Origin of the sequence: Vibrio sp. SCSIO 43097 (assembly GCF_023650755.1) — a bacterium.
Lineage (GTDB): Bacteria > Pseudomonadota > Gammaproteobacteria > Enterobacterales > Vibrionaceae > Vibrio > Vibrio alginolyticus.
Genome location: NZ_CP071841.1, coordinates 1368017 through 1393891 on the forward strand (window position 1 = coordinate 1368017; position 25875 = coordinate 1393891).

The following is a 25875-nucleotide window of genomic DNA, read 5'->3' on the forward strand; positions in this document are numbered from 1 at the left end:
TTATGGTTCATCAGATCACCTATTTTAAAGATGCATTCTCTGCGTGGGAGCAGTGGAATCTGACTGATTTTGATTACAAATGCGAGCATGTTCTGGCATTTAAATCTGCACTAGAAGGGCAGCAGTCTACCGTTGCCAAAGTGGTTTCTTACCACTTGCAACAAGCATCAGCTCTTCTTGCAGAAACTCACCAGTTAGTTGGCCCTACAGGGGAAACTAACGAACTGTATGCCGCAGGACGCGGTGTGGCTTTGGTGATTTGTGAAAACAACATCGAGCCTGCTGATAATGCGTTATACAGTGCTTTTGCGATGATCACCTGTGCCTTAATTGCAGGCAACAGTGTGGTCGTTTGCAGTGACAATGCAGAGCTAAACCAATTGGTTAAGCAAGCTGTAGCGTTGGCAAACTTCCCATCTAACTTAGTCCAGGTTGTTGCGTACGATGCGTCTGCCCCGTTGCTTGAGAGCGATGTACGTAGTGTGGGTTATGTTGGGCGTTCACAGATTGAGCATGCGCTCAATCTTCAACTAGCTAAGCGTGACGGTGCAATCGTCGGCTTAGTTTCTGAAACGGATTTAGAGTCACCGAAATTGGCTCATGATCCTCATCTCTCGTTGCGCTTCATTACTGAGCGCACTCGAACGATAAATATTACCGCGGTGGGTGGTAACGCAACTCTACTCGAGTTGGGGAACGAAACTCACTAACCTGACTTGTAATGCCAATCTGGAGTAACTGGACTGAGAGCCGGTCCAGATTGGTTTTTTATACTCTGATGTATTGCTGAGACGGTAAAATATCAGGGCAGGCAAGGAAGGAAATAATTATAACGAGGACTATCTAATGATAGAAAATAGCTTTGCTATCACGTCCACTTTTGTGGCGTATTTACTGATTATGGTTGCTATTGGCGTTTACGCGTATAAGAGGACTTCCAATTCATCTGACTACTTCCTAGGTGGCCGTAGCCTAGGTCCGTGGCCTGCTGCATTATCTGCAGGTGCTTCAGACATGAGTGGTTGGTTGCTGCTAGGCTTGCCTGGCTATGCGTACGCTGCGGGTATCGAGGCCTTCTGGTTAGCCGGCGGTCTACTTCTTGGTACATGGGCAAACTGGCTCATCAGTGCAAAACGCCTCCGTACCTACAGTATCCAAACTGACGCGCTAACGTTGCCAGAGTTCCTGTCACGTCGCTTCAACGATAAGTCGAAACTGATTCAGACAATCTCTGCGTTTTTCATTCTTCTATTTTTCCTTTTCTACACCAGCTCAGGTTTGGTCGCAGGGGGCAAACTGTTTGAGACGGTATTCGGTCTAGATTACACCTACGCTGTTATCATCGGTACGGTGTGTGTCGTTTCTTACACACTATTCGGTGGTTTCCTAGCGGTATCTTGGACTGACTTAGTGCAAGGTCTGCTAATGGCGGCTGCGCTAATGATTGTTCCTATAGCGGTAATGGACGGTGGTTTAGGTCAGCTAAGTTCTGATCTACATGACATCAACCCAGAACTTGCAACGCTATGGAATGACGCGAAAGGCGAACCATTGTCTGCGATTGCCATTATCTCTCTAGCGGCGTGGGGCCTTGGTTACTTTGGTCAGCCACACATCCTAGCGCGTTTTAAAGCGTCTCGTTCAAACAAAGATCTAACAACTGCACGTCGTATCGCAGTGATTTGGACGGCACTATCTATGGTTGGTGCAATGCTTGTTGGTCTTGTTGGTCTGGTTTGGGTTACGGGTCATCCGGGTACTCAACTAGAAGACGGCGAGAAGATCTTCATGCTATTGGTTAACGCAGTATTCCACCCTGTCGTTGCGGGTATGTTGTTAGCAGCAATCCTAGCGGCGGTAATGAGTACCGCTGACTCACAGCTCCTTGTTTCATCTTCAGCGCTTGCAGAAGATTTCTACAAGCAAGTATTCAAGCCAGAAGCGTCTTCTGAAGAAATCGTAATGATTGGTCGTATCGGTGTTATCGTTATTTCGCTTGTTGCGCTATTCCTAGCGATGACGCCTGATAGCTCAGTACTTGGTCTTGTATCTTACGCTTGGGCTGGTTTTGGTGCGGCATTTGGTCCTGCGGTTGTACTTAGCCTTTACTGGAGCGGTATGAACCGTAATGGCGCGTTAGCAGGTATTCTTGTTGGTGGTATCACTATCGTAGTTTGGAAGCAGCTAACAGGCGGTTGGTTTGATGTGTACGAAATCGTACCGGGCATCATCTTCTCTACGCTTGCCATCATTGTGGTAAGTAAAGCAACGGGTGGTGCTGCGCAAGACGTGTTAGACCAACACCAGTCGTTCGAGAAAAAACTGGTTGAACTAGACTAGTAACTTCCCGTATATGAACACAAAGCCCGCTATTTTAGCGGGCTTTGTTTTATCTGAAACTTAATTAACGTTAATGGTGGTAGCTTGAGATCAAAGCTTAGCATTGCTCGGTTAGATTGGAGTGTTAGTCGCGACGAATTTTGGCGTAAATAACGGTGTTACTCAGCTCTCCCGATGTAGTCAGACGTTCGTTTCTGAGCTCTCCTTCGAACTCATAACCACAGCGCTCGGCTACAGCCCGGCTCTTTTGGTTGGTGCTATCAGCATGAATTGCGATTCTCTTGGCGCCCAAGTCATCAAACGCATAGCGCTCAACTTCGAGCACAGCCTCGGCAACATAACCATTGCCAACGGCAGCATTATCTAACCAATAACCTATCTCAAAGGATGGTACGTCGGGATCTCGAATCATCAAGCCGACCGCACCCAGTAAGCGATCGCTTTCCTTTTCAATGATGTAGTAACGCAGCTCTTCTTCGAAGTTTTCAAAGTTTGCGATGGCTTTCTCTGTCCCTTCTATCATCGCTTCTAATGTCAGCACATGAGGCACCCACGGCAGATAGACTTCGAGAGTCTTTTGGCTGCGAACGACAGCTTGATGCGCCTCTTCGGCTCGTTCTAAACAAGCAGGGATGAGTTTGAGACGTTTCGTTTCCATGCCGACTCTCCTATGGGTGAAAAATGAACGGAAAATCATTTAAACAGATGTACTTAGAATGATCTAGTCAACGCCGTCATATTATTCACTTGGTTTGCCAGAGAGAAACTGAGAGAATCGAACCGTTATCAAACCAACTAGGTTCATTATGAAACTTTTAGTAAGAAACTTGGCTCGTCACATGACCGAGCAAGATATCCGCAAATTATTCTCAGCGTACGGCAAAGTAGAACTGTGTTCGCTAGTGCTTGATCAAGACACGGGTTTGTCGAAAGGCTTCGGTTTTGTCATCATGCCGGACGAAGCAGAAGCCATTTCTGCTCTTGAAGCACTGAATTTGACGAACGTAGAAAAAAGCAAAATTCGCGTGAAAGTCGCACAAGACTAATACAGAGAAAAGCCAGCGTTATTGCTGGCTTTTTTGTCTTTCTATTTAGAGACCAAATTGGCAACATTCTAGAATGTCTTCTCTTTTCGTTTTAGCGAGATTGATCATCAATTCTCTCTTCAAGTTGTTTCATTAAATCCTTTAACTGTAGAGAATCGAAATTGTTTGAATTCGGCACTTGGTAAGCGTCGTTGACTGTGTAGAGCATCAAGCTTTTGCTAGAGAAGAACTCTTTCTGTATTTGGACTTTGACAATGTCATCAAGAGGTAGACGGAAGTAAACCGTTGAGCCCTGGCGGTACTTCAAGGTGTTGGTGCTTGCATCGATATCTAGCGTTTTAGGATTGAACGCGCGGCGCGTGAAGTACGTTGAGAGCAGTTTCAATCCTATTATTGTGAGTGCTACGAGTCCAAACTCGACGATCTTGTCTGCTAGGTAGGAAAAATAGAACAGCGACAACAATACAGTTCCTAGCAAGAAAGGGTTGTTCTTGGGCAGATTTTGTGAAGTTTCATGGATGATCATCCGACATATCCCTCTTCTATACGCGGTAAACTCACCGCACCAAGTAACTCCTCAGTGTTTCGCAAGGTAATAGCGTACGCCACGCCTTGATGCTGCTGATACATCGGATCGTGCCTATCTATCCATGCTTGCGCCATCGGTCGCTCATAAGGATGAGGGATGTTTGCTGTCATGTCAGCAATTCGCTTATCTCCAGCGAGTAAAGCCACTTGTTGGCAGTCATCGATATTGAATGGCCGGAGGACGAGTCTTTCGGTAGTGAGAATCGGTTGTATCGTCATGCATTTCTTCCTTGATGAGACGGCTATAGCTGCTAGCAACTGGTTTGCGGGGTAAATCAAGATAACAAGGCGTCTCGAAAGCTTGATCTAGCCAGCTGTAAAGTTGTCATGCGCCTTACTAAATAATAAGCCCGAACAATTGCTTATGTGTAATGTGTCGTATTATTACACACATAAGCACGTTTGCTCATATTGATGGTACAAAAGTTGAGGTCTGACCAATGTCTCAGTTTTTTGATACTTTCGTTCAATTTTTTGAAGATAGGGCACAAAAAATTAAAGGAGCTTTTTAATTGTGGAATTATTTTGAACAAAATATGTCAATTGTCAGTAGGACGAAAAAGTAGGGAGAAGAGAAATGCCGGATATATATTGCGCAGCTTGTAGAAAATCAACGCAACATAAAGTGATTATGAAGCGTTGCGAGCCTCAGTCTGTTGACTCGTTAACAGGCAAAATGGTGAGTTTTACACAGCTGATGGCGAAATTTGTATCAGGTGAACATTATTACGAGATGGAGCCTCAATACTACTGCCGTTGTTGTAATCATCGTGCAATTGGAGAGGTTGTTCCACATCCTACACGGCATACATCGGCCGCACTCTAACTCTGAGTGATAGCCATGATTAATGGCTAAATAGGGCGGCGTTGCCCGAACGACATATCTATACAGGCGTGTCATGCGCTTTCAAATTTGCGACTCCACGGGAGCCGCTAGGTTGCTTTTTCTCTTCATATCACGGTTACTAAGTGAGCGGCAATAATCATAGCTCTTTCCCTCCTTCGTTGTTTTCTGGTTATTCTCTGCTGAATTTCACATGCTGTACATTTGATGGTTTGCAATTGTTTGAGCAACGATTAATGTGATGCTTTCTAAGTGGTTACAAGGAAGTGGGTTAATGAGTTATCAATTGGACCGGATTGATTTACATATTTTGAGAGTGCTTCATTCGAGAGGCAGAATTCCAGTTGTAGAACTAGCAAAGCTGATTAACTTAACGACTTCTCCATGTTCTGACCGTGTAAAGCGGCTAGAAAAAGAAGGGTATATCAATGGTTACCATGCAGAGTTGAATGCGGAAAAGTTGGGGCTGGATGTGCAAGTATTCATCCATATTCGTTTAGACCAAACCAGTTTTTCTATTTTTGAAAAGTTTGCGAAAGCGGTGGAATTGATGCCTGAAATTGAAGAGTGCTACTCGCTCTCTGGAGATTTCGATACCATGATAAAAGTTCGTGTTAAGAGCATGAAAGCGTATCAGGAGTTTATGTCGAGCAAGTTAGGCACGCTTCCGGGCGTGATTCAAACTCGTAGTGAAGTGGTCATAGAAGAACATAAAACGGGATTTGGTGTTAATCCCGAGCTCCTTGGTTAGGCGAGGCATGTGTTGAGCCTCCTTATTGAGCGTGACTTGGCGTATTATTTTTTCAAGATAAAAAAAGGAGCCGAAGCTCCTTTTTAATAAATCGGTGAGCGATTATGCCCCGATAAAGGTGCTGATAACGCCAATTAAACCACCAAAAACACCGCCCCAAACGACTAGCCAGCCAAGGTGTTCTTTGATCATCTTTTGCACCATTTCTTTAACTAATGCCGGTGTTAATTCGCTTAAACGTTGATCGATGATACCTTCAATGTTCTGCTTTATCTCATCCATCATTGCAGGAGATTCGAATTGCTCTTTCAGTGCTTCTTTGATGTTATCGCTCTTGCTCAACTCAATGATGGATTCTTGCATCTTTTCGACGAAAGGTTGGCGCATGGGTTGTAGCGCTTCCGAGCCGCCAAACATCGCTAGCATGCCGCCAAATTGAGAGCCTTCAATTACTTCCACTAGGGAATCAAATGCTGGATTTAAATCTACTTTCTCAATTACTGGTTGAAGATCGATGTTCACACCGCCCGCCATTTCTTTATTCAAGAATCGGTCAATGTTCGCTTCAGTAAAAAACTGTTCCATCATTAAGTTTTTGATAGCCAGTTTAAACTCTTCAAATCGCGCGGGGATCACGCCAGAACCGTATAATCCAGGCACTTTCTCAAACAGCATATGGATGGCAAGCCAGTTGGTGATGGCGCCTGAGAACGCAAACAGCCCTGCATACCAAAGATAGTCGTTTTGTAATTGATGACCTCCAGCCATCAAAGCGATAGCGAGGACATTCGTTAGCAAACTTTTGTTCATAGTGACCAGTTATATATGAATATCGGAAAGAATAAGTGGGCCTGATTCTATACCTAAGTCACATTAAGATGCTAGGTTTTGCCGTGATGAGTAATCTTGTAGAGAAGGGACAAAAAATGAATGCTCAGAAAAACAAAACCCGACAATCATTGTCGGGCCACTGCTTTTTCTTAGAAAAACTAAGATTCTATTTTTAATTTTAGATGCGGTAGATCTTACAACAAAGTTGGCATTTCCATCTTTCTGAGTAGCCAAATAGCTTGTCAGCCCAACTTGGTTTGAGTTGTACGATCTGCATTGAACCACATTTACACATAAGCTAATTACCTTATTGTTAATATAATAACTAAGCCATCTATTGAGTATAGCTGTTTCTCAAAAAGTGAAATGACAAATGAAGACGGCTCAATACTCTGTATTGTGTTCATTGCAATGGATACGCAACGAGGCGGTATATTAGCAGAAAAAGTGTGAGCTTTATCATGGAGAGTGTTTCATATATGAGAAACCACAATGGCTATATGAGCGTCTAGCCATGGATTAAAATAAAAAACGGCGCTTAAAGCGCCGTTTTTATTGAGCTTATCACTCGTTAAGAAGCGTGTTGTTTGTCTAGTTCTTCAGCGATAAATCCGCCAGTTTGATGCGCCCAAAGCTGGGCGTAAATGCCGTTATTCGCAATGAGTTCTTGATGAGAACCTTGTTCAACGATGCTGCCTTTATCTAGCACGATGAGGCGATCCATTTGTGCGATGGTCGATAATCGGTGAGCGATAGCAATAACCGTTTTCCCTTGCATTAATTCATTCAAGCTTTCCTGAATCGCTGCTTCGACTTCTGAATCTAGAGCCGATGTTGCTTCATCCAATACCAGCAATGGTGCATCTTTGAGTAGCACACGAGATATTGCGATACGCTGACGTTGGCCGCCAGACAGTTTCACACCACGTTCACCAACTTGCGCATCGTATCCGACATTACCAAATGGGTCGGTCAGAGTTTCGATAAACTCATGGGCATGCGCTTGCTTAGTGGCTTTCAGCAAATCTTCTTCTGTCGCATCTGGATTGCCATACAAAATATTGTCTCGAATTGAACGGTGTAGCAGAGAAGTATCTTGGGTCACCATACCGATCTTTGAACGCAAAGAGTCTTGTGTGACTTCTGAGATGTTCTGTCCATCGATCTTAACGCTGCCGTCTTCGACATCGTGGAAACGAAGTAACAAGTTCACCAAAGTCGATTTTCCGGCGCCGGAGCGCCCAACCAAGCCTACTTTCTCTCCTGGTTTGATGTTGAGATCGAGATGGCTAATTACGCCTTTGTTCTCACCGTAATGGAAGCTGACGTTATCAAAGTGAATGCCTCCTTCAGTGACAACTAAGTCTTTTGCGCCTGGTTTATCTTTAATATCAATAGGCTTAGAAAGCGTTTTCATTCCATCGACAACGGTTCCCATGTTTTCAAAGAGGGCGCCAACTTCCCACATAATCCACATCGACATACCGTTTACGCGCAATGCAAGACTAACAGCAATCGCAATCGCGCCAACGCTAATGGCACTATCCAACCACAGGTAAATCGATAAAGCAGCAACGGAAAAGACCAAAATATAGTTTGAGATCTCTACAGCGACGTCGAAGCCGGTCACTAGGCGCATTTGACGATAGACCGTATTTAAAAATCCTTTCATGCCTTGCTCGGCATATTGGGTTTCGCGCTGGCTATGAGAAAACAGTTTGACGGTTTGAATATTGGTATAACTGTCGACGATGCGCCCTGTCATTGTCGAACGTGCATCGGCCTGTGCTGAAGCGACGTCTTTGAGCTTAGGGACAAAATAGATTTGGATAGCGATGTAAGCGAGTAGCCAGACAATCATTGGGATCATCAAACGCCAGTCTGCCGTCGCTAACATAATGATCATGCTGGTGAAGTAAACCGTAACGTAAACAAACACATCCATAGCTTTCATCACGGTTTCGCGCACAGCTAATGAGGTTTGCATGACTTTCGTTGCGACTCGACCTGCAAAATCATCTTGATAGAAGTTCAAGCTTTGATTGAGCAAATACCGGTGTGCAAGCCAGCGGATAGACATTGGGTAGTTGCCCAATAACGTTTGATGAACGAGCAACGAGTACAAGATCACCAATATAGGCATGACAACCAGCAATAAGGCTCCGTAGAAAATCAAATCCGATTTGTTGTCTTGTAAGAACGTTTCTGGATTGCTGGTAGACAACCAATCAACCAGTTGTCCCATGGCGCCAAACAACATTACCTCAACAACAGCGACAATTGTGGCCATCAAAGACATGATGATCAAAGGCTTTTCATAACCACGAGTGTAATAACGCAGAAAAGCGAACATCCCTGAAGGAGGCTGATCCGGTGTAGATTTGGGGAACGGCTCTGTAAAGCCTTCAAATCGTTTAAACATAACTCATCCTAAAGTTAAAACAATGCCATATGGGGTGGCTAAATCCATCGATTCACGCTGCTTTGGATGAAACCGCGTGTATGAGAGTTTCTTGCCTGCTCCTCGATAAAGCAGACCGATTGACGAGAGGGGCGAAAAAATAGTCTAACCGATTGTGTCTTAAATGTAACTAGTTGGTTATGAGTGTGATTGTCTATGGTTCTGATTCTTATGATGAATTCTTATCATGTTCATCACGGTGCAATAAAAGCTTAAACCTGCAAAGTGACAATAAAATTTAGGGAAAAATGAACTTAATGCAGCAAAAATTACTTTTGGGCAATTAAATTAATTGTCAAAACAGCAAAACTGAAGTTAACAATAAATTTACAATCTCCTCATTCTAGTGATAAGGAATGTATTGGATGCTATTACACGAATCAGTGACCCAATTTGCTAATGGGAAAGAAGAAAGCACGCAAAGTGCTCAGCGCCAAACCGCGAACTGCGTAGTGATGGTGCCACCGAAAGAGTTTCGTTTTAATGAAGAAACCGCACAAGATAATGAGTTCCAACATAAAGTGTCACTCAGCCAAGAAGAAGTCTCACGTCGAGTAATGGCCGAGTTCGCGAGTATGGTTGCAACGCTGCGTCAAGAGGGCGTTCAAGTTGTTGAATTTGATTATCCAACTTCAGATGTTGCAACGCCAGACGCGGTATTTCCAAACAATTGGTTTAGCACTACGCCAGATGGCACGTTGTACACTTTTCCAATGGCCTGTGAAAACCGTCAAAAAGAAGTACGTCCCGATGCGCTTGTGGCAGCACTAGCGCAAGCAGGGCGAGAGGTTCATCGACGCAGCAGTCTAACTGAATATCTTGACGAGAAAGCGTATTTAGAAAGCACGGGTGTGATGGTGTTTGACCACCTAAATAAAAAGGTCTATGCCGCACTCTCACAACGTTGTGATCGTCTGGTTTTAGAAGATTACGCCGATCGTATTGGCTATGAACGAGTGATTTCTTTCCAAACTCGTTTGCCGTCTGGTGCGCCGATTTATCACACCAATGTGATGATGGCGGTTGGCGAACAGTTTTGCGTGATTTGTGACGAAGTGATCCCAGAATTTGAGCGTCGTTTTGTAATGAAGTCACTCGCCAAAGACAAGCAAGTCATCTCAATTTCGCTGGAGCAGATGAACCAGTTCTGCGGTAACATTCTGCAACTGGAAACGATCAACGGCGACAAGGTGATTGCGATGTCGCAATCGGCGTACGATGCATTCTCACCAGCACAAAGAAACCAATTGGCAACGCACGGTAAATTGCTGCCATTCGACGTTTCTACCATAGAATCTATTGGTGGTGGCTCGGTTCGTTGTATGTTGGGTGAAGTGTTCTTACCGAATCGTAAAGCTGTACTTTAATAAACTGCACATTTCTTTTCAGCCGCAGTGAAAGGCTGACGAAGCGTTCTCTTCAAGGGTTTTTAGCCGTTAGCTCTGTGGCAGTACAGACTAACGGCTTTTTTGCGCTTTTTAGTTTTCTGACGATTTGCATAGGCGCCGCTTGGTTTAAGCGCCTAAAATAGGATGGTTCACCTAGCAGATTGTGGTAAAGTCCGCGCCTGCGTTTTACCGCATCTTCATTATTTTTATTGCTTCTTCAACCCAAAGTACAAGGTTTTCGTTAATGCCATTTTCTACTCTCTCATTGAGTTCTGAGCTGATTCACGCACTGCCAAAAGACTTCAAGAAACCGACCGATATTCAAGCGTTGGCCATTCCTGAGCTGTTGGCTGGTCAAGATCTATTGGCTTTGGCAAATACAGGCAGCGGCAAAACCCTTGCTTATGGTTTGCCTTTGTTGGAAAAGCTGGGTGTCAATCCAGAGCAAAAAGCGCTGATTCTTGTGCCAACTCGTGAGCTGGCAATGCAAGTGAGTGAAGCAATTAACCAAGTTGGTCAAGTTCTTGAACTCAACGCAGTGTGTTTGTGTGGCGGCGTTGATAAAGAGCAACAACAGCAGGCGCTAGCGACAAATCCTCATATCCTTGTCGCGACGACTGGTCGTTTGGTTGACCTAGCAAACAATGGCTTGGATTTGAGCAATGTTCATTATCTAGTATTGGATGAAGCCGACCGTTTGTTGGATATGGGCTTTTGGCCTGACGTACAAAATATTGCAGGGCAGATTTCAAACCAGCGTCAAACCGCAATGTTCTCGGCAACGTTTTCAGATGAGTTGAAGGATAAAGCGAAGCTGCTTATGCAGGCACCAAAGCAAGTTGCAGCGCATCAAGAAAATAGCACCAACCAAGATATTGCTGAAACACTGTACCTCGTCAACAAAGGCAGTAAAACCAAGGCATTGATTGAACTTATAAAACAGAATGCTTTGGCACAGGTGTTGGTCTTTATCGGTGCGAAAGAGAACGCCGATGGCTTAGCGAAGAAGCTGAATAAAGCGGGCATCTCAACCAATGCGCTGCACGGTGATAAGAGCCAAGCTGAGCGAGAAGCAGCATTGGCGCAGTTTAAATCTGGGCAAATTCAGGTGTTGATTGCCACCGATCTACTAGCGCGCGGCATTCACATTGAGCAATTACCTGTAGTGATCAACTTTGAACTGCCAATGCATGCAGAAACTTATGTTCACCGAGTTGGGCGTACTGCTCGCGCAGGCGAACAAGGTGTGGCGATGTCATTGGTATGTCATGGTGAAATGGACGCACTAAACGCGATTCGTCACCTGACTCAACGTGCATTGCCAGTGCAAGATCTGGTTGGTTTTCCAGTAACGGATAAGCCATCAACTGGCGAGAGCAAACGCGCGCCACGCGATAAAAAAGCCAACCGCCGAACTAATGCTAAGAAGAGCATTAAGCAGTTTCAAGGTAAGTCGAAACGCCCAGCCCCGAGTGCGAAGTAAACCAAAAAAACACGCTCTGACGGCATAGTCGGTTCAGAGCGTGGCTTAAATTTTACTTTGGGGTGTTAACCCACAGTTGGGCCAACCAAGCGCATTTCCCAATCTTCAACTTCGCCAGTTTCTAGGCGGCGCTCGACCAACTTGCCCCAAGACTCGACTAACGGCAGCTCAGACAGCTGAGTGAGTTCTTTTCTATCTAAACAGCCAGTGAAAACCGCGCCCATGATGCGAGCCAGTGGCCATTCTGGATAAGGTCTTTCGCACAGAATAATCTCGTCACCTGCACCGATATCGCCTTCTTCCAACACTCGGAAATACCAGCCTGTTCGAAGCGTATCTTGCAGTCTTCTCGCCATGTCGTGTTGGTCAAAACGTACGTTAAGTTTCCAACAAGGCATGCGACCTTGCGACACTTCCAGTAGTGTTGAGCCGATGCGAATTTTATCTTTCAAGCAAATCGTGGATTCGGTGACGCCTTCGGAGCTGATGTTTTCGCCAAAGCCGCCGGCGGATTGGAAAATTGGTCTTTTGCCTAATTCTTGTTGCCAGATTGGGTAGTGCTCGCTTGGGTAAATATGAAGCGCTTTTTGAATGCCACCATGAAAGCGCGGATCACCTTGCTCATCACTGGTAAAACCAAGCTCTGTTGCGTGCTGGCGCTCAGGTAGCACTTGTTTGTTGATTGCGCTTTGCGCTCCATGAGCATAAGGGACGGTTTTCCCTGCTAGCACAGCTTTTACGACGCCGATTTTCTTCATATAACCTCCTTATTATTTGAATGAGAGATAAAGTGTTTACCTTCATTCGCGATGCGGAGCATGATAGCCTAGTAAACGTGTGTCGGAGTAGGGATGAAAAGACAACTAACAATGCTAACTCGCCAAATTGATTCGAAGTCAGGCGTCGTCACCTCCAATAAGATGATGGACGCGAATCCCCATTCTCCTGTTTTGGTGAAAACCATCGACATGCCAAAAGGTTACATTGATGCGCTGCATCAACACACTTGGCATCAAATCATCTTTCCTATCAAAGGGTTATTGCAAACACAAACTGAGCATTATCAGCACTTGGTTCCGCACACCTCTGCGTTATTTGTTCCTGCGGGTGTTCAACACGAGTCGATTGCTCTAAGCAACACGATATTTGTTGGCATTTACCTCAACCCTGAGTTTGGCGCAACGTACGAGCAACAAGTGAGAACCATTGCTTTAACGCCGTTTTTAAATGAGCTTTTACAAGAGATCCGCAGACAGTGTGAAGGTGAGACAAGCCACGAAGAAGTGCTGCATTTGCTGGCGGTGTTGCATGATCAAATTTTGAAAAGCAACGTGCAGACATTTCAGTTATTGCTGCCACAAGACAGACGACTAAAACTGATTTTCGAGCAATTGACAGACGAGCCCGCGTTAAGCTGTTCGCTAAAAGAGTGGGGGGAGAAAATTGGGGCGTCTGAGCGTACTTTATCACGGCTGTTCGCCAAGGAATTCAACACTTCATTTCTACTTTGGCGGCAACAAATCCGGCTAATTTACTCGCTTTCTTTGTTAGATGAATCGTTGCCAATCCAAGCCATTGCAGACCTAGTGGGTTATCAAAATGACTCATCCTACATCAAAGCATTTAAAGCCTATTTTGATATGACGCCACAACAGTTTAGAGTGAACGGCGCATCGCGCAGGTAGAAATACAGAGCTTCGACTTCACTTAATGCTTTTGAGTAGAAGTCGCGAAACTTCCTTTTTGAATTTCAATTACATGGTATGAATAACAATGGCACCAACGATAAATACTCGAGTGAATCAATTCTGTTTTGGTCAGCCCCAAACGTCGCTGTCGTTGGAAAAAGAGCCCCTCAAACCGCTTGCTCAGGGCAAGGTTCGGGTGCGACTGGAAGCCACCAATATTAACCCAAGTGACTTGCTTTCCATTCATGGTGTTGGGCAATACCGCCGCGTTCACGTACCACCTCGCGTGCCGGGATTTGAAGCGGTTGGGCGTGTGGTGGAAGTCAGTGCAGTTGGTCAAACTGACCTTCAAGTTGGGCAAAAGGTGTTGGTGGCGATGAGTGGTACTTGGCAATACTACATAGATGCCTCGCCTGAGAATCTTTTTCCGCTACCTGAGAGTTTGGAGAACGGCTATGCCTGTCAGTTGTACATCAACGCGTTAACCGCGTGGGTGATCACCACTAAAGTAGCTAAGTTGAACAAAGACTATGTGGTGATCATCAATGCAGCAGGGTCAGCGATCGGTAAGATATTTGCCCAGCTCGCCCATTCACTGGGTTTTACACTGATTGCTGTGACCTCAAAGCCAGACGAGTATCCGTACGATACTATTCCAGTGTTGGACGCGAAGAAAGACTTACAAGCGCAGCTGCAAACGCGCCAACTGCCACAACCAACGGTCGCTCTGGACGCGATAGGTGGTGAGGCTGGCACGGATCTCATTCGTACCTTGAAAGAAAATGGCCAATACATCAACTACGGAACATTGTCGTTAACGCCTTATACGCCTGAGTTTTTTGAATCGATGAAGGCCAACAACATCGACTTTAGTACATTCTTTTTGCGGTATTGGGAAGAATCGGTAGGTAAAGGCGGGAGAAAGACGGTGTTCGCTGAAATGTTAGAACACTTTATTAGCAGCGACATAAAGTTAAACGTTGCATATGATCTGCCGTTAGAGGACTTTCAAACAGCGATTGAAATGGTTGAGCGACGCTCGTCAGCAGTGTCAGGAAAAATCATTTTGACGCTGTGAATTACAGTGAGCCTGTTGAGAAAAGGGAGGATAAAATCCTCCCTTTTTTATGGGTTTACTTGTAATGATTGGGCTATTTTAGATGGAAGATTTGCTCTGTTTCGAGCGATGTCATCGCACGTACTTGACGCCAAATGTAATAAAAAATACCGAACATCATCAACATACTTGGGATGGCAATCATTGGGTAACTGTACAGCGTCATTTTCCCTAACTCTTCGTTAAAGGCAGCAGTACCAGAAGGGCTAGTCACAATCCAAGTCGCAAGGAAGTAGTTCATTGCAGATGAGAACGCAAAAGTACTTGCAAACAAGTAGTTAGAAGACATAAGGCAACGTTCGAACGCATCGGTTTTACCATTTTCTTTTAAACGTTGGTTAATCAACGCGAGATTCAACACTGTGTCATTCAGTACTAACTTCTGCATCAGTGGGTAGCGGGTAAACGTTGAACCCAAAACCGCTAAACCGATCAGGCCAGGAATCAGGGCTTCTTTTAGTGCTAACCAGCGTGTATCAAGCTCTAACAAGCCGATGCCACCAGTTAGTAGAACACTGATAAAGCCCAGAGCAGAAATAAAGTTAAATTTCTTGTTACGGACAAGGTCCATACCGCCATAAATGATAGGAAATAGCAAAGCGACAACCAGCGCCATTGCTGTCCCTAGATGCTCATCGCCACTAAACTTCATCAAAATGAAGGAAGGGATAAATACGTTGAAAAGGATTTCAAATAAGGGATTCGGCTTTTTCGCCGTCGTGTTACTCATAATGTTTTACTGACTCTACTCTATGTCGGCTGTTATTGTACTTTGACAAGAAGTGTTCATCTAGTCGCGCTTGATGTAAAGCGTTAAAGCGTCGAGTTGTGTAACGACTTATGAAATAGACCGGAGCATAGCCAGTTAGTTTACATGGTTGACTACTTTTTGTGTCTTAATGACTCTCCTTCTGTGCGATGATCTGATTACGCGCTCTGAATAATCGAGTCGCCACTGTGTTGTGGTTGAGCCTCAAGGCTTGGGCAATTTCATCATGATTCAACCCAGCCACTAAGCTCAAGAGCAACGGCTCTCGGTATTTGGGTTCGAGAATCATCATTTGTTTTTGAAGCCAATCTTGGGCCATGTCGTAGTCACTGCCAGGGTAGGTTTTTGTCTGTATTGCACACTCATCAATGTCGACAAAATCGTACTGTTTTCTATCAAAGCGCCGAGCATTCTCACGACGCAAAATAGTAATGAGCCAAGACTTCGCGGCGTTGGGGTCATTTAATTTATCAAAGAATCGCCACGCTTTCAGAAAGGTTTCTTGCGCTAAATCTTGAGCAAGGTGGTGATCTTTGCATAACCAATACGCGAGACGGTAGATCTCTTGGTATCGATCTTTCGTCAGTGCTTCGTAACGTTTATGTTTTTCCATAGCATTAAGATAAAAAGTTTGGAGAGCACGTTGTGTCTGCCAGATGAACGACAACCCTTTTTATCGCTTTTACAGTGATAAAAAGGGTTGTTCTATTAGGAAGACAAATTCGAAGAGTTAACCTTCCAAATATCGAAGGGTGACTCTGATTTCTTTCTTACACGCTTAAAATGGTTGGTTGGAAAAGCGTGAGTACTGGATGGCATCTGCGACTTCCTGAGCTTTAGACTCTGAAGTCATAAGGTGAAGTAGCTTAAGAGCAGCTTGATAGCTAACTAGGCTACCGTTCGAAGTGATAACGCCATCATCAATGACAAAATTCTGGTCGACTTGTACTTTGACTGCTGGGTAATCTCTTTGAAAGCCGTTTTCACCTCCGGCCCAAGTTGTTGCTTTTTTGCCGTTTAAAAGGCCAGCTTCGGCTAACAAATACGCGCCAGAGCAATTACTTGCCATCCAATCTGCCGCTTTTGAGGTAGTTTTAATAAAGTGAATGAGATCTTTATTTTCGATTAGTGCATCCATGTCATAGCTGGATGTTAAAACCAATACGTCGAGTTCCGGCAGATCACCAATCCAAGCATCCACACCAATTTTTAATCCTTCTTCAGTGGTGATGGTTTTCTGATCGGAGACGGAAATGGTGAGCACGTCATAATCACTAAACCAAGTGAGACGACTTGCGACGCCAAAAACCTCTAAAGGCGCAGTAACATCAGAGGTCAGTACGCCATCGTAAACCAGAATACCAATTCGTTTATCTGCGGCATGTGCTGTTTGAAGCATCCCAAAGAATAGGACTAGTGTCGCTATCAATAGTTGTAGTGCATTCTTCAATCCGTTTTTACCCATGGTTTTTTCCTCGTTAACAGAGCATCAAGTTATTGAGGTTCATTATATTTAGGCTGATTAGTGATTGAAGAGCCACTTGGTCTTTACTAAAGTGAATAAAATTCATGAATAGAGTTCATTGGTTATATGGATAAGATACGGTCCCTACGATTTTTTATTGCCACTTTAGATGGCGGTAGTTTTGCTGCGGCTGCCAAAGTGTATGGCACTGACCCTTCGACCGTGAGTAAAGCCATACATCGTCTTGAAAGCGATTTGGGTATACAGCTTTTTCAACGTTCTACGCGACAGAGCCGCCTGACAGAAGCTGGTCGTAGGTACGCAAATACTGCTAGGTTTGTACTGGAGGAGCTGGCGGCATGTGAGGATTCATTAAAAAGTCACAATGATGCGCTTTTAGGGCAGCTTAAGATTAATGTGCCAGTCTCGTACGGTCGCCTCTATATTCGTCCTTTATTAAAAGAGTTTTGTCGCCGCTACCCTAACATCACTATCGATATTCATTACGATGACGCCTACGTTGATATTATTGAGCAAGGTATTGATGTGTCGATTCGCTCTGGTGTCGTTCACGATAGTCAATTGATTGTGCGTCAGCTGAGCCCTATCGATTTTATCATTTGTGCCAGTCAGGATTACTTAGCGCGCCATGGTGTTCCGAGTGGCCCGGATGTATTCAATGACCATTCTTGGGTTCGTTTTCGTTTTAAACAAACGGGGAAACTGTTGCCGATTCGGATGCCAGAACCAGACGGTGCGAGTGAATATGACCCCGAAAGAAACTATATTGTAAATGACGGTGAATCCATGGCAGAGCTTTGCGCAGAAGGCTTAGGATTAACTCAGATCCCTCATTTTATCGCGAGAGACTGGCTTAAATCGGGGCGTTTAGTGCCGATATTTCCGAGCATGCGCCAAGCAGGAAATGGCGTGTATCTTCTCTATGCCAACCGGGAATATGTGCCTGCACGAGTTAGGGTGTTCATCGATTTTATCACTCAAGCAATACAGGATATGGATGAAACGCCATTCCATACTTGGGCTGAAACGTTGCCGATTTATCGACCGAACCAAGGCGATTGAAAACTTCATGTGAGTCTTTGGTTAAAACCCCCCTAAGCTATATGGCGCTTTTATTGGTTTTTGTTAGTTTATTGGGCGTTATTATCGAAAAGCGCAGTTTGCTCTTCGTCACTCATAAAGGAAAGACAATGCCAACTAAGATCTTAGTGCCTGCTTTGGCCCTACTTCTCAGCGCATGTGGCGGCGACGGGGAGTCGTCAGCCCCAGCAGAAAGCGGCTCACAAAACACAGGTTCCACATCGTCACAAGGCACATTTGCCGAGCAGATGCTTGCAGCGGTCAACAGCGCCCGCTCTACTACACAACAGTGTGGCGCAACCACCATGCCACCTGTTGGGGCCCTGACTTGGAGCTACGATTTGGAAAGCGCCGCTTATCGACATTCAAGCGATATGGCGAACAGCGATTTCATGAGCCACACAGGCTCTGATGGCAGCAAAATGTCAGATCGAGTTAACGCAACGGGTTATGCTTGGAGCGCCATTGGTGAGAATGTCGCCGTAGGGCAAAGCAGCATTAACGCCGTCATTAATGCTTGGTTATCGAGTGAAGGTCACTGCCTTAATATCATGAGTGCGGATTTTGATCAGATGGGCGCGTCGCTTGTCGAAAATCACTCTGCACGCTACGGATATTACTGGACTCAGGTTTTTGCCAAACAGCGCTAATGCGATAAAGAAGCCTGATAGATAAAATAAAACGCCAGCAGTCACTATCTGCTGGCGTTTTATTATTTACATCTCTTTTAGCTTGTCAGGTTACGAAGTTTTGGGTCATCCGCCAGGTATTCAACAAATTCAATCTCAAAACCGGCAGGGTCAACAAAATACACATTTTTGCGGTAAGGTTCATCAGCACCAGGTTGGGCAATCGGATAACCTGCATCGGTTAGTCTTTTGATGATTGCATCGACGTTGTTGGTCACATAAGCAAAATGCGCTAGCCCAACTTGGTGCCCGCTCAACTCGCGGTTTTCTCCTTCGCCATGGTCACTCATGGCTATGTATTGATACTCGTCGCCAAAATGTAGCCAGTTTCTTGGTTTGCCACTCCATTCGCCTTTACCTTCATCACGCACGTACCAATGTGGAAATGCAGTTTGGTAAAACTTCAGCATTTCAGGGATATCTTTCACGACTAAGTTAATATGTTCTAGTTGGATCATGATGTGCTCCTTTTTGTCATTTTCTAGCCAACGATGAATATGCTAAAACCTCAAGTAAAGTTGAGGTAAAGGGCTTTTTTGATTTTATTTGTAGACGCCATTTATAAAGGTCAGGCAGCTGACACTGAAGAGTTGGCTCACACAGAAATCATTGAAACCTTGTGCAAGATTGGAAAGATGTTACATGATGGGGACTTCCAGTTAACCGTTTGATTTAAGTAAGCAAAAGATGAAAGTTTTTACACTTAATCATGATGTTGAGAATTTCCCTTTTTTACAAGAAACTCAACTAGAGATTTCTATACAATACTCGGATGGCGATTTGCGGGAGTTATGTGGTGAGCGTGTCGCTGATACTTGGATGATTATTGATTTGGAGTGGGTGAGTGATAACCACATGCTTACAACAAAACCTGATTTTGCAATCTGGCGTGCAGGCGAGTTTGCTTGTTCTGAGTCCGCATATAATCAAATAAACGAAGCTCTTGATTCCAGTTGTGAGTTTTTGCCATTACGCGTCGCTGGCGAGCGTTGGTATGCCATAAACATACTCAAAACTTGCGATGCCATTGATAAGGATCGCACTGTGTTAAATGTAAGAGCTAATGGTAAGCCAAGTCGTGTAAAGCGGTTTAAAAAATTAGTGTTGAGTATTAAATCAATCAAATCCGGAGGCTTGTTCAGGATTGAAAATAACGGAAGCGGTGTTTACTGCAATGATGAATTAGGTGGTTTGTATGAAATTTACCATCGTTGTCAGCTAAAAGGTCTGATATTTGAAGCAGTAGAAACGAGTTAAAGCCCGCAATGTTTCACCCTAAGTGTATTTCGGCAGCTTTATTTTACTCTGTTATTTCTAGTAATAATTTGTTCCCCCCCCCCCAAAAAAAAACCAAAAAAGCCAGCAGTTAGTACCTGCTGGCAAAGTCTTTGGGCTTCTAGTTTTTTGATTTTATTTCTTGTTACTCATCGCTGTCACGGTGCCCCGATTGGTTTTCCGGGGAAGAAAACACAGCACCGTGCGCTTTGTGTCCAAGAAATTTGGAGATTAACCTTGCTTACGGATTAGGTAGTCAAATGCGCCTAAGCTTGCTTTTGCACCTTCACCCATCGCAATGATGATCTGTTTGTAAGGAACGGTTGTTGCGTCACCCGCTGCGAACACACCTTCTAGGCTAGTATCGCTACGGCTACCGACTTCAATCTCACCGCGCTCAGATAGGGCTACTTCTGAATCTTTTAGCCATTCTGTGTTTGGTACTAGACCGATTTGAACAAAGATACCTGACAGTTCAATCTCTTTGATTTCGTCTGTGTTGCGGTCTTTGTACTTCAAGCTTGTTACGCGAGTACCGTCACCCACCACTTCTGTTGTTTGCGCCATCGTGATGATGTCTACGTTTGGTAGTGAGTTCGCTTTGTCGATAAGCACTTGGTCTGCGCGAAGTACGTCTGCGAATTCAAGAACCGTTACGTGTTCTACGATACCAGCAAGGTCGATAGCTGCTTCGATGCCTGAGTTACCACCGCCGATAACCGCAGTTTTCTTGCCTTTGAACAGTGGACCGTCACAATGTGGGCAGTACGCGACACCTTTGTTGCGGTACTCTTGCTCTCCCGGAACGTTCATTTCACGCCAGCGTGCACCTGGGCTTAAGATGACACTCTTACTCTTCAGCGTTGCGCCGCTTTCAAGTTGGATGTGAATCAAACCATCTTCTGTGTGTGCTGCACCCATTAGCTTCTCAGCTTGTTGCTCAGTCACGACGTCTACATCGTATTCTTTTAGGTGTTCTGCTAGGTCAGTTGCCAGTTTTGGACCTTCAGTACGTTTTACCGAAATGAAGTTCTCAATTGCCATGGTGTCCATAACCTGACCACCAAAGCGTTTAGCAACAACACCAGTGCGAATACCTTTACGAGCAGCATAAAGAGCAGCTGCGCTACCACCAGGGCCACCGCCGACAACAAGCACGTCGTATGGGTCTTTTTCGCTTAGTGCTTTCGCCGCTTTCTCGCTCGCGCCGTCATCCACTTTGTTTAGGATTTCAGTCAGAGACATACGGCCTTGACCGAATAGCTCACCGTTCACGAATACACTTGGTACTGCCATGATGTCGCGTTGTTTCACTTCATCTTGGAACAAACCACCGTCGATCATGGTTGCTTTTACTTTCGGGTTGATCGCCGCCATCATGTTGAACGCTTGAACCACGTCCGGACAGTTTTGACACGACAGTGAAATGAAGATTTCTACGTCTAGATCTTTGTCTAGTGCTGCGATTTGCTCAATCACTTCTGGTTCTAGTTTGATTGGGTGACCGCCAGAGTGAAGCAGTGCCAATACTAGAGAGGTAAATTCGTGACCCATTGGCAAGCCTGCAAAGCGTAGTGCTGTGCCTTTAGCTGGGTTAGTTACCGCCATCACTGGTTTACGTGCGCTTGCGTTGTCGTCACGTTCAACGGTGATTAGGTCGCTCATCTCTGCGATTTGGTTCGCTAGAGACAAAATGTCATTCGATGCTTTGCTTTCATCTAGACTAACCACTAAACGAACTTCTTCTTTTACATTAGCCAGATATTGTTTGAGTTGTTGTTGGATCGCTTGGTCTAACATAGTTGTTACTACCTTAATTAAATAGTTACCAATCAAAACAAGTATTTGTTCATTGTTGCTAGCTAAAATCGTTGATAACTGCGTTATAGATTTTGTAGTTAGAGTAACTAGCTATCGAAAATCTATGCCTGGTTCTAAACGATTTTTTCTACGCAATTACTGCACACCTACTTATTCAGATAGGTAATAAAAAGTGGTTACTGTAGATAAAACCTGAGGGGGAGAGAGCAAATCAGGCAGAAGGTCGTCAAGGTATCTAACCTGAAGTGCTCTCTAATTCAGTTCTAATCAGAAAAAGGAAATCGGAACTGATTAGAACTTAAATTTCAGTGGCTTAGATTTTGCCAACTAGGTCTAGTGATGGAGCTAGTGTCTCTTCACCTTCTTTCCATTTAGCTGGGCAAACTTCGCCTGGGTGCGCTGCTACGTATTGAGCTGCTTTCACTTTGCGTAGTAGGTCTTCTGCGTCACGACCGATACCTTCAGCAGTGATTTCCATTGCTTGGATAGTACCTTCTGGGTCGATTAGGAACGTTGCACGGTCTGCAAGACCTTGACCTTCACGCATCACACCGAAGTTGTTTGTGATGTTGCCTGTTTGGTCGCCAAGCATGTAGTACTGAATCTTACCGATTGTGTCTGAGCTGTCGTGCCATGCTTTGTGAGTGAAGTGTGTGTCAGTTGATACTGAGTAAACTTCTACGCCACGTTTTTGTAGCTCTTCGTAGTGGTCTGCTAGGTCGCCCAGTTCTGTTGGACATACAAACGTAAAGTCTGCTGGGTAGAAGAAGAATACTGCCCATTTACCTAGGACGTCTTGTTCTGTTACTTCAACGAATTCGCCGTTTTTGTACGCTGTAGCTGCAAATGGTTTGATTTGAGTATTAATCATAATTTACTTTCCTTTGAATGTTTTAAGCTGAGCTGTTGTTGCTTTCGGAAAGTATATTCTCATCGGAGTGTGTTTAAGGAAAATCGCTTGTAACTATCCTATTGATAGCCATTTCCTATTTCACTTGATAGGCATATCCGATGTAAGTGGGTTTGCATTGATAGGTTTTATTGAAGATGAAGGCGGATTAGCAATAGAGAATACTGATGATGACCTTAAGTGGATGTTCTGAACAAGATCGAAAGAGCCTGCATCTCGGCAGGCTCTTTCTAATAGGAAGTGGTGAAGCGGATGCTTCTATCTTGTTAGCTCAGGTTGTCGAGCACTTTGCCACACAACTTCTTCAGCATGATCATTTCATCTAGCTCTAAGGTGATTTTACACATCATGGCGTTTGGCACCGACTTAGCTTGCTCTTTAAGGGCACGACCTTGCTCTGTTAGGTTGAGTACGCGAACGCGCTCATCGGTTTCACTGCGACCACGCTCTACATAGCCTTTTGCTTCTAAGCGTTTAAGCAGCGGTGTGAGTGTGCCTGAGTCCAAATGCAGTTGTGACCCCAATTCTTTTACGCTGGCACCGTCTTTCTCCCACAGCACCATCATCACTAAGTACTGCGAATAAGTCAGATCAAGCTCGTCCAACAACGGGCGGTACGCTCGGATCACTGCATTTGCTGCGCTGTAGAGCGGGAAGCAAACTTGGTTTTCGAGTAAGAGTTTATCGTCGTTGGTCATGGTGTTGTCGGTGTAACACTGGCTCATTGGCGCTGCCTACCTGCTCATAGAGAAAGAGAGTCATAAAATAAATTGTGCACAATATAGTTGCAAACGATCTTTACTTCGATATAAGATTGCAAGCAATTAAATTGTGCGCAACTTAAATTGAGAAGGACACTCGCATGACTACTCTATACAAAACTCAAGCTACCGCTTTGGCTGGTCGTAATGGTCAAGTAAAAACAGATGACGGTCTTCTCGATCTAGAGCTGTCATACCCGAAGGAAATGGGCGGCACAGGCGCAGCAACTAACCCAGAACAGCTTTTTGCAGCGGGCTATTCAGCGTGTTTTTCTAACGCGATTTTGCACGTAGCACGTGAAGGTAAAGTAAACCTGAAAAGCGCTCCTGTAACGGCAGAAGTGGGCATCGGTCCGAACGATAACGGCGGCTTTGCACTAACAGTGAGCCTAGCCGTAGAGCTAGACATGCCACAAGAACAAGCGCTAGAACTAACGCGCATTGCACACCAAGTTTGCCCATACTCAAACGCAGTTCGTGGCAACATTGATGTGGTAGTAACGGTAAACGGCGAAGCAATTTAAGCGGTTCTTATCACTGCACAAAGACAAGAAAGCCTGCAAGTACGCAGGCTTTTTCTATATTTGAAGTAGGAGTCTAAATTCAAACTTAATTTGGTTTGTTCGAAATGCACAGGTATAGTTGGCAAGATTAGGTCAAAATCTAAACGAAAAATAGAATGTGATTAGCACTTTCTATTGATTCAAATATTTCGGTCAAACCTGCAGTATAGTTCGGCTGGATTCGCTTGTTGTTACACCAGCGAGGTTGCCGATAGGAGTCATGTGATGAGCACTGAAACGGTAAGTTATCTAAAAAAGAATGCTGCGAAGCTTGAACTGGATGAGCCAATGACGATTACGCAAAATGGTAAGCCTATTTATGTCGTTGAGTCTTATGAAGAACGTCAGAAGCGTGATGAAGCCATTGCTTTAATGAAGTTTGTTAGCTTTGCTCAAAATGATGTTGCGAATGAACGTGTAAAGTCATCAGAAGATATGAAGAGCACGTTAGCAGCACTCAAAGATTGAGTTTGATACGAGCATGGAAGCAAAAGTTCTCTATACACAAACCTTTGAAAATACGGCTATTCAGAGTATTAACTATTTATCGAACTGGAGCGCTCGCAACGATGTGATTGATAGATTAATTGCGGTTCAGCAGAGGTTTGAACACAACGTTTTGAATAACCCGTCTATCTATCCCCCTTGTTATGAACTGACAACAATCGGTGTTTACGACATCCGGCAATTTAGCTTTGATGGATTCAAGCTGCTTTACCGAATTGGTGACAAAAATACTATCTATGCTCTAGTGATTCTGAGTGACAAACAAAACCTACAAAACGCATTGATTGACCACTGCATCATGTTCAAATGATTCTATGAGAGACCGCATTAACGCGGTCTCTTTTGCTTTCTGGCTCTAGTGTATTAACGCGACTCTAGCGGGTAAGAGCGGTAGCTCCACATACCGTAGGTACGCAGTGCATCGCGGTAGATACCAAGCAATTCGCCATCGCTGGCTTTGGCTAAGTCTTTCAGTGGCTTGTCTGGATAGCTCACTGTGTCAAAAGTGATGTCTTGCGGGCCAGTTTGCCAGCTTGCGATTTCAAACAAGGTTTGACCACGGCGCACATGGCTCGCTGAGCTGATGATGGTCGCGTGCTTGATGTTATGACGTGCCAATGCGTAGCTGCTGAATAGGGCGTTACCTACCGTGCTGGTGGCGTAGTTTTCTTCAATGATGCGATCTTTGCTGATGCCTTTTTCAATCAGCCAATCTGCCATTAATTTGCCTTCGGTTTTGTGGTTCTTCGGTACACCCCCCGTCAACACGATCAACGCGTCTGGGTTTGCTTTCGCCATTGCTAGCGTGGTTTCCAGACGCTCAACCAAGATTTGGTGCATTGAACCATCTGGGTTCAGCGCGTATCCCAACGTGACTATAGCGCCTTTGTCATCCAGTTTGCCTTTATCGGCTTTCTCTTTTAGTGGCGTTGCAAGTACGCGGTCTACGGTGTCGAAGATGCGTTGGATGTCTGCGGCTTTACCTGCATTGAGTTTAGTGAGTGTCGCCATGTGTTTCGCTGATTCTGCTTGGTTGCCCTCAAAGCGTTGCCATACCGCTAAGTAGGCGTGCAAATCCACATCGTCTGGTGCGACAGAAAGGGCTTGTTCAAACAGTTCAATCGCGCGGTCTGCATTCTTGTTATAGATCTGCGCGTTTGCTGCAGAAATCAGTAGATCAGTGCGGTACGGCTCAAGTTTGTATGCTTCTAGTAAGCGGTCGGTAACAATCTCCATGTTGCTCGGCATTTTGGCGGTAAAACCCGCATGCGAGATACGCGCAGGGGATTTGAATGCCTGTACCGCGTCATTCAGCAGTTGGTCGACAACCTGACGTTTGGTGACGATCTGTGAGTAATCGGCGGAAGATTGGATAGCAGCATCGTTAGCCGCGATAGAGTATGGGGCAGCAGTCAGCGCAATTACGCTACCAAGAGCAATGGCAAGTAAGTTCTTCTTCATGGAATGTCCTAGAGGT

The 25875-nt window shown here is 44.8% G+C and carries 28 protein-coding genes and 1 pseudogene; 15 read left to right on the plus strand and 14 right to left on the minus strand.

Going from position 1 to position 25875, the window contains the following annotated elements:
- Positions 1–2 precede the first annotated feature (2 nt).
- Together J4N40_RS22555 and putP are read left to right on the plus strand one after the other, a co-directional pair.
- Positions 3–710 carry a delta-1-pyrroline-5-carboxylate dehydrogenase gene (locus J4N40_RS22555; RefSeq protein WP_005392153.1) on the plus strand — a complete coding sequence of 236 codons (708 nt, stop codon included), beginning with the start codon at positions 3–5 and terminating at the stop codon, positions 708–710.
- Positions 711–846: 136 nt separating this feature from the next.
- Positions 847–2340: a sodium/proline symporter PutP gene (putP, locus tag J4N40_RS22560; protein WP_005374582.1), complete on the plus strand. Its 1494-nt coding sequence runs from the start codon at positions 847–849 to the stop codon at positions 2338–2340.
- Between the two features lie 124 nt (positions 2341–2464).
- Here putP and J4N40_RS22565 read toward each other — a convergent pair whose 3' ends face one another.
- Complete coding sequence (locus tag J4N40_RS22565; protein ID WP_017820066.1) at positions 2465–2998, minus strand: GNAT family N-acetyltransferase; 534 nt, start codon at positions 2996–2998, stop codon at positions 2465–2467.
- A 148-nt stretch (positions 2999–3146) separates the two neighbouring features.
- On the opposite strand from J4N40_RS22565, the gene J4N40_RS22570 reads away from it, so the two are divergent.
- Positions 3147–3386 (plus strand): RNA recognition motif domain-containing protein, encoded by a 240-nt coding sequence (locus J4N40_RS22570; RefSeq protein WP_005374587.1) that lies wholly within the window; start codon positions 3147–3149, stop codon positions 3384–3386.
- A 91-nt stretch (positions 3387–3477) separates the two neighbouring features.
- Here the strand turns inward: J4N40_RS22570 and J4N40_RS22575 are convergent, their stop codons facing one another.
- Together J4N40_RS22575 and J4N40_RS22580 are read right to left on the minus strand one after the other, a co-directional pair.
- The gene (locus J4N40_RS22575) at positions 3478–3912 is read right to left on the minus strand and encodes a hypothetical protein (protein ID WP_064355019.1); all 435 of its coding nucleotides are present in this window, start codon (positions 3910–3912) and stop codon (positions 3478–3480) included.
- Positions 3913–3917: 5 nt separating this feature from the next.
- A pseudogene (locus J4N40_RS22580) lies at positions 3918–4193 on the minus strand (GNAT family N-acetyltransferase); the annotation flags it as partial.
- A gap of 358 nt (positions 4194–4551) precedes the next feature.
- On the opposite strand from J4N40_RS22580, the gene J4N40_RS22585 reads away from it, so the two are divergent.
- Positions 4552–4800: a hypothetical protein gene (locus tag J4N40_RS22585; protein WP_005374593.1), complete on the plus strand. Its 249-nt coding sequence runs from the start codon at positions 4552–4554 to the stop codon at positions 4798–4800.
- Positions 4801–5092: 292 nt separating this feature from the next.
- Positions 5093–5569 (plus strand): Lrp/AsnC family transcriptional regulator, encoded by a 477-nt coding sequence (locus tag J4N40_RS22590; RefSeq protein ID WP_005374595.1) that lies wholly within the window; start codon positions 5093–5095, stop codon positions 5567–5569.
- A 102-nt stretch (positions 5570–5671) separates the two neighbouring features.
- Here the strand turns inward: J4N40_RS22590 and J4N40_RS22595 are convergent, their stop codons facing one another.
- Both J4N40_RS22595 and J4N40_RS22600 read right to left on the minus strand, forming a co-directional pair.
- Positions 5672–6379, minus strand: a complete 708-nt coding sequence (locus J4N40_RS22595; protein ID WP_005374596.1) for a DUF445 domain-containing protein — start codon at positions 6377–6379, stop codon at positions 5672–5674.
- A 592-nt stretch (positions 6380–6971) separates the two neighbouring features.
- Positions 6972–8822, minus strand: coding sequence for an ABC transporter ATP-binding protein (locus J4N40_RS22600; protein WP_171345550.1), 1851 nt, complete (start codon positions 8820–8822; stop codon positions 6972–6974).
- A 404-nt stretch (positions 8823–9226) separates the two neighbouring features.
- On the opposite strand from J4N40_RS22600, the gene J4N40_RS22605 reads away from it, so the two are divergent.
- Positions 9227–10228, plus strand: coding sequence for an arginine deiminase-related protein (locus tag J4N40_RS22605; protein ID WP_047102453.1), 1002 nt, complete (start codon positions 9227–9229; stop codon positions 10226–10228).
- A gap of 265 nt (positions 10229–10493) precedes the next feature.
- Positions 10494–11732, plus strand: coding sequence for a DEAD/DEAH box helicase (locus J4N40_RS22610; RefSeq protein WP_250654529.1), 1239 nt, complete (start codon positions 10494–10496; stop codon positions 11730–11732).
- A gap of 65 nt (positions 11733–11797) precedes the next feature.
- Here the strand turns inward: J4N40_RS22610 and J4N40_RS22615 are convergent, their stop codons facing one another.
- Positions 11798–12490 (minus strand): MOSC domain-containing protein, encoded by a 693-nt coding sequence (locus J4N40_RS22615; RefSeq protein ID WP_158173296.1) that lies wholly within the window; start codon positions 12488–12490, stop codon positions 11798–11800.
- A gap of 111 nt (positions 12491–12601) precedes the next feature.
- Between J4N40_RS22615 and J4N40_RS22620 the strand changes: the two genes are divergently transcribed.
- Positions 12602–13417, plus strand: coding sequence for an AraC family transcriptional regulator (locus J4N40_RS22620; protein ID WP_033906852.1), 816 nt, complete (start codon positions 12602–12604; stop codon positions 13415–13417).
- Positions 13418–13505: 88 nt separating this feature from the next.
- Positions 13506–14498, plus strand: a complete 993-nt coding sequence (locus tag J4N40_RS22625; protein ID WP_250654530.1) for a zinc-dependent alcohol dehydrogenase family protein — start codon at positions 13506–13508, stop codon at positions 14496–14498.
- A 73-nt stretch (positions 14499–14571) separates the two neighbouring features.
- Here the strand turns inward: J4N40_RS22625 and J4N40_RS22630 are convergent, their stop codons facing one another.
- The 3 genes from J4N40_RS22630 to J4N40_RS22640 all read right to left on the minus strand — a co-directional run bounded on the left by J4N40_RS22630 (position 14572) and on the right by J4N40_RS22640 (position 16771).
- Positions 14572–15267: a VC0807 family protein gene (locus J4N40_RS22630; protein WP_005383527.1), complete on the minus strand. Its 696-nt coding sequence runs from the start codon at positions 15265–15267 to the stop codon at positions 14572–14574.
- A gap of 166 nt (positions 15268–15433) precedes the next feature.
- A complete protein-coding gene (locus J4N40_RS22635; RefSeq protein ID WP_255209459.1) occupies positions 15434–15964 on the minus strand; it encodes a sigma-70 family RNA polymerase sigma factor in 531 nt (176 codons plus the stop codon).
- Positions 15965–16084: 120 nt separating this feature from the next.
- A complete protein-coding gene (locus J4N40_RS22640) occupies positions 16085–16771 on the minus strand; it encodes a DJ-1/PfpI family protein (protein ID WP_005383525.1) in 687 nt (228 codons plus the stop codon).
- 126 nt (positions 16772–16897) lie between these two features.
- Here J4N40_RS22640 and J4N40_RS22645 point away from each other — a divergent pair, with 126 nt between their 5' ends.
- Positions 16898–17854 carry a LysR family transcriptional regulator gene (locus J4N40_RS22645; RefSeq protein WP_115386869.1) on the plus strand — a complete coding sequence of 319 codons (957 nt, stop codon included), beginning with the start codon at positions 16898–16900 and terminating at the stop codon, positions 17852–17854.
- A gap of 128 nt (positions 17855–17982) precedes the next feature.
- Positions 17983–18522 (plus strand): CAP domain-containing protein, encoded by a 540-nt coding sequence (locus tag J4N40_RS22650; RefSeq protein WP_017634523.1) that lies wholly within the window; start codon positions 17983–17985, stop codon positions 18520–18522.
- Positions 18523–18599: 77 nt separating this feature from the next.
- On the opposite strand, the gene J4N40_RS22655 is transcribed toward J4N40_RS22650, so the two are convergent.
- Positions 18600–19019 (minus strand): VOC family protein, encoded by a 420-nt coding sequence (locus tag J4N40_RS22655; RefSeq protein ID WP_005374615.1) that lies wholly within the window; start codon positions 19017–19019, stop codon positions 18600–18602.
- Positions 19020–19248: 229 nt separating this feature from the next.
- Between J4N40_RS22655 and J4N40_RS22660 the strand changes: the two genes are divergently transcribed.
- Positions 19249–19818, plus strand: coding sequence for a hypothetical protein (locus J4N40_RS22660; RefSeq protein ID WP_064369556.1), 570 nt, complete (start codon positions 19249–19251; stop codon positions 19816–19818).
- A 249-nt stretch (positions 19819–20067) separates the two neighbouring features.
- Here J4N40_RS22660 and ahpF read toward each other — a convergent pair whose 3' ends face one another.
- From ahpF to ohrR, 3 genes are all read right to left on the minus strand, one after another.
- Positions 20068–21636: an alkyl hydroperoxide reductase subunit F gene (gene ahpF / locus J4N40_RS22665; RefSeq protein WP_250654531.1), complete on the minus strand. Its 1569-nt coding sequence runs from the start codon at positions 21634–21636 to the stop codon at positions 20068–20070.
- Between the two features lie 334 nt (positions 21637–21970).
- Positions 21971–22528 (minus strand): alkyl hydroperoxide reductase subunit C, encoded by a 558-nt coding sequence (gene ahpC, locus J4N40_RS22670; RefSeq protein WP_005374632.1) that lies wholly within the window; start codon positions 22526–22528, stop codon positions 21971–21973.
- Positions 22529–22833: 305 nt separating this feature from the next.
- Positions 22834–23292 carry a transcriptional regulator OhrR gene (gene ohrR, locus J4N40_RS22675; RefSeq protein ID WP_064369557.1) on the minus strand — a complete coding sequence of 153 codons (459 nt, stop codon included), beginning with the start codon at positions 23290–23292 and terminating at the stop codon, positions 22834–22836.
- A 137-nt stretch (positions 23293–23429) separates the two neighbouring features.
- Here ohrR and ohr point away from each other — a divergent pair, with 137 nt between their 5' ends.
- The 3 genes from ohr to J4N40_RS22690 all read left to right on the plus strand — a co-directional run bounded on the left by ohr (position 23430) and on the right by J4N40_RS22690 (position 24708).
- Complete coding sequence (gene ohr, locus J4N40_RS22680) at positions 23430–23852, plus strand: organic hydroperoxide reductase Ohr (protein ID WP_064369558.1); 423 nt, start codon at positions 23430–23432, stop codon at positions 23850–23852.
- Between the two features lie 264 nt (positions 23853–24116).
- The gene (locus J4N40_RS22685; RefSeq protein WP_005383516.1) at positions 24117–24359 is read left to right on the plus strand and encodes a type II toxin-antitoxin system Phd/YefM family antitoxin; all 243 of its coding nucleotides are present in this window, start codon (positions 24117–24119) and stop codon (positions 24357–24359) included.
- A 13-nt stretch (positions 24360–24372) separates the two neighbouring features.
- Positions 24373–24708, plus strand: a complete 336-nt coding sequence (locus J4N40_RS22690) for a type II toxin-antitoxin system RelE/ParE family toxin (RefSeq protein ID WP_020195558.1) — start codon at positions 24373–24375, stop codon at positions 24706–24708.
- A gap of 53 nt (positions 24709–24761) precedes the next feature.
- Here J4N40_RS22690 and J4N40_RS22695 read toward each other — a convergent pair whose 3' ends face one another.
- On the minus strand, positions 24762–25859 hold the full coding sequence (locus J4N40_RS22695; RefSeq protein WP_042522253.1) for a YdcF family protein: 1098 nt from the start codon (positions 25857–25859) through the stop codon (positions 24762–24764).
- Positions 25860–25875: the final 16 nt, after the last annotated feature.

Excerpts from the sequence above, each read along its gene's own strand:
- ohr (WP_064369558.1), top strand. The coding sequence starts at position 23,430 with ATGACTACTCTATACAAAACTCAAGCTACCGCTTTGGCTGGTCGTAAT.
- J4N40_RS22570 (WP_005374587.1), top strand. The coding sequence starts at position 3,147 with ATGAAACTTTTAGTAAGAAACTTGGCTCGTCACATGACCGAGCAAGAT.
- putP (WP_005374582.1), top strand. The coding sequence starts at position 847 with ATGATAGAAAATAGCTTTGCTATCACGTCCACTTTTGTGGCGTATTTA.
- J4N40_RS22695 (WP_042522253.1), bottom strand. The coding sequence starts at position 25,859 with ATGAAGAAGAACTTACTTGCCATTGCTCTTGGTAGCGTAATTGCGCTG.
- J4N40_RS22645 (WP_115386869.1), top strand. The coding sequence starts at position 16,898 with ATGGATAAGATACGGTCCCTACGATTTTTTATTGCCACTTTAGATGGC.
- J4N40_RS22640 (WP_005383525.1), bottom strand. The coding sequence starts at position 16,771 with ATGGGTAAAAACGGATTGAAGAATGCACTACAACTATTGATAGCGACA.
- J4N40_RS22615 (WP_158173296.1), bottom strand. The coding sequence starts at position 12,490 with ATGAAGAAAATCGGCGTCGTAAAAGCTGTGCTAGCAGGGAAAACCGTC.
- ahpC (WP_005374632.1), bottom strand. The coding sequence starts at position 22,528 with ATGATTAATACTCAAATCAAACCATTTGCAGCTACAGCGTACAAAAAC.
- J4N40_RS22610 (WP_250654529.1), top strand. The coding sequence starts at position 10,494 with ATGCCATTTTCTACTCTCTCATTGAGTTCTGAGCTGATTCACGCACTG.
- J4N40_RS22660 (WP_064369556.1), top strand. The coding sequence starts at position 19,249 with ATGAAAGTTTTTACACTTAATCATGATGTTGAGAATTTCCCTTTTTTA.
- J4N40_RS22600 (WP_171345550.1), bottom strand. The coding sequence starts at position 8,822 with ATGTTTAAACGATTTGAAGGCTTTACAGAGCCGTTCCCCAAATCTACA.
- J4N40_RS22655 (WP_005374615.1), bottom strand. The coding sequence starts at position 19,019 with ATGATCCAACTAGAACATATTAACTTAGTCGTGAAAGATATCCCTGAA.
- J4N40_RS22585 (WP_005374593.1), top strand. The coding sequence starts at position 4,552 with ATGCCGGATATATATTGCGCAGCTTGTAGAAAATCAACGCAACATAAA.
- J4N40_RS22690 (WP_020195558.1), top strand. The coding sequence starts at position 24,373 with ATGGAAGCAAAAGTTCTCTATACACAAACCTTTGAAAATACGGCTATT.
- J4N40_RS22590 (WP_005374595.1), top strand. The coding sequence starts at position 5,093 with ATGAGTTATCAATTGGACCGGATTGATTTACATATTTTGAGAGTGCTT.
- J4N40_RS22650 (WP_017634523.1), top strand. The coding sequence starts at position 17,983 with ATGCCAACTAAGATCTTAGTGCCTGCTTTGGCCCTACTTCTCAGCGCA.
- ohrR (WP_064369557.1), bottom strand. The coding sequence starts at position 23,292 with ATGAGCCAGTGTTACACCGACAACACCATGACCAACGACGATAAACTC.
- J4N40_RS22565 (WP_017820066.1), bottom strand. The coding sequence starts at position 2,998 with ATGGAAACGAAACGTCTCAAACTCATCCCTGCTTGTTTAGAACGAGCC.
- ahpF (WP_250654531.1), bottom strand. The coding sequence starts at position 21,636 with ATGTTAGACCAAGCGATCCAACAACAACTCAAACAATATCTGGCTAAT.
- J4N40_RS22625 (WP_250654530.1), top strand. The coding sequence starts at position 13,506 with ATGGCACCAACGATAAATACTCGAGTGAATCAATTCTGTTTTGGTCAG.
- J4N40_RS22555 (WP_005392153.1), top strand. The coding sequence starts at position 3 with ATGGTTCATCAGATCACCTATTTTAAAGATGCATTCTCTGCGTGGGAG.
- J4N40_RS22685 (WP_005383516.1), top strand. The coding sequence starts at position 24,117 with ATGAGCACTGAAACGGTAAGTTATCTAAAAAAGAATGCTGCGAAGCTT.
- J4N40_RS22595 (WP_005374596.1), bottom strand. The coding sequence starts at position 6,379 with ATGAACAAAAGTTTGCTAACGAATGTCCTCGCTATCGCTTTGATGGCT.
- J4N40_RS22620 (WP_033906852.1), top strand. The coding sequence starts at position 12,602 with ATGCTAACTCGCCAAATTGATTCGAAGTCAGGCGTCGTCACCTCCAAT.
- J4N40_RS22630 (WP_005383527.1), bottom strand. The coding sequence starts at position 15,267 with ATGAGTAACACGACGGCGAAAAAGCCGAATCCCTTATTTGAAATCCTT.
- J4N40_RS22605 (WP_047102453.1), top strand. The coding sequence starts at position 9,227 with ATGCTATTACACGAATCAGTGACCCAATTTGCTAATGGGAAAGAAGAA.
- J4N40_RS22575 (WP_064355019.1), bottom strand. The coding sequence starts at position 3,912 with ATGATCATCCATGAAACTTCACAAAATCTGCCCAAGAACAACCCTTTC.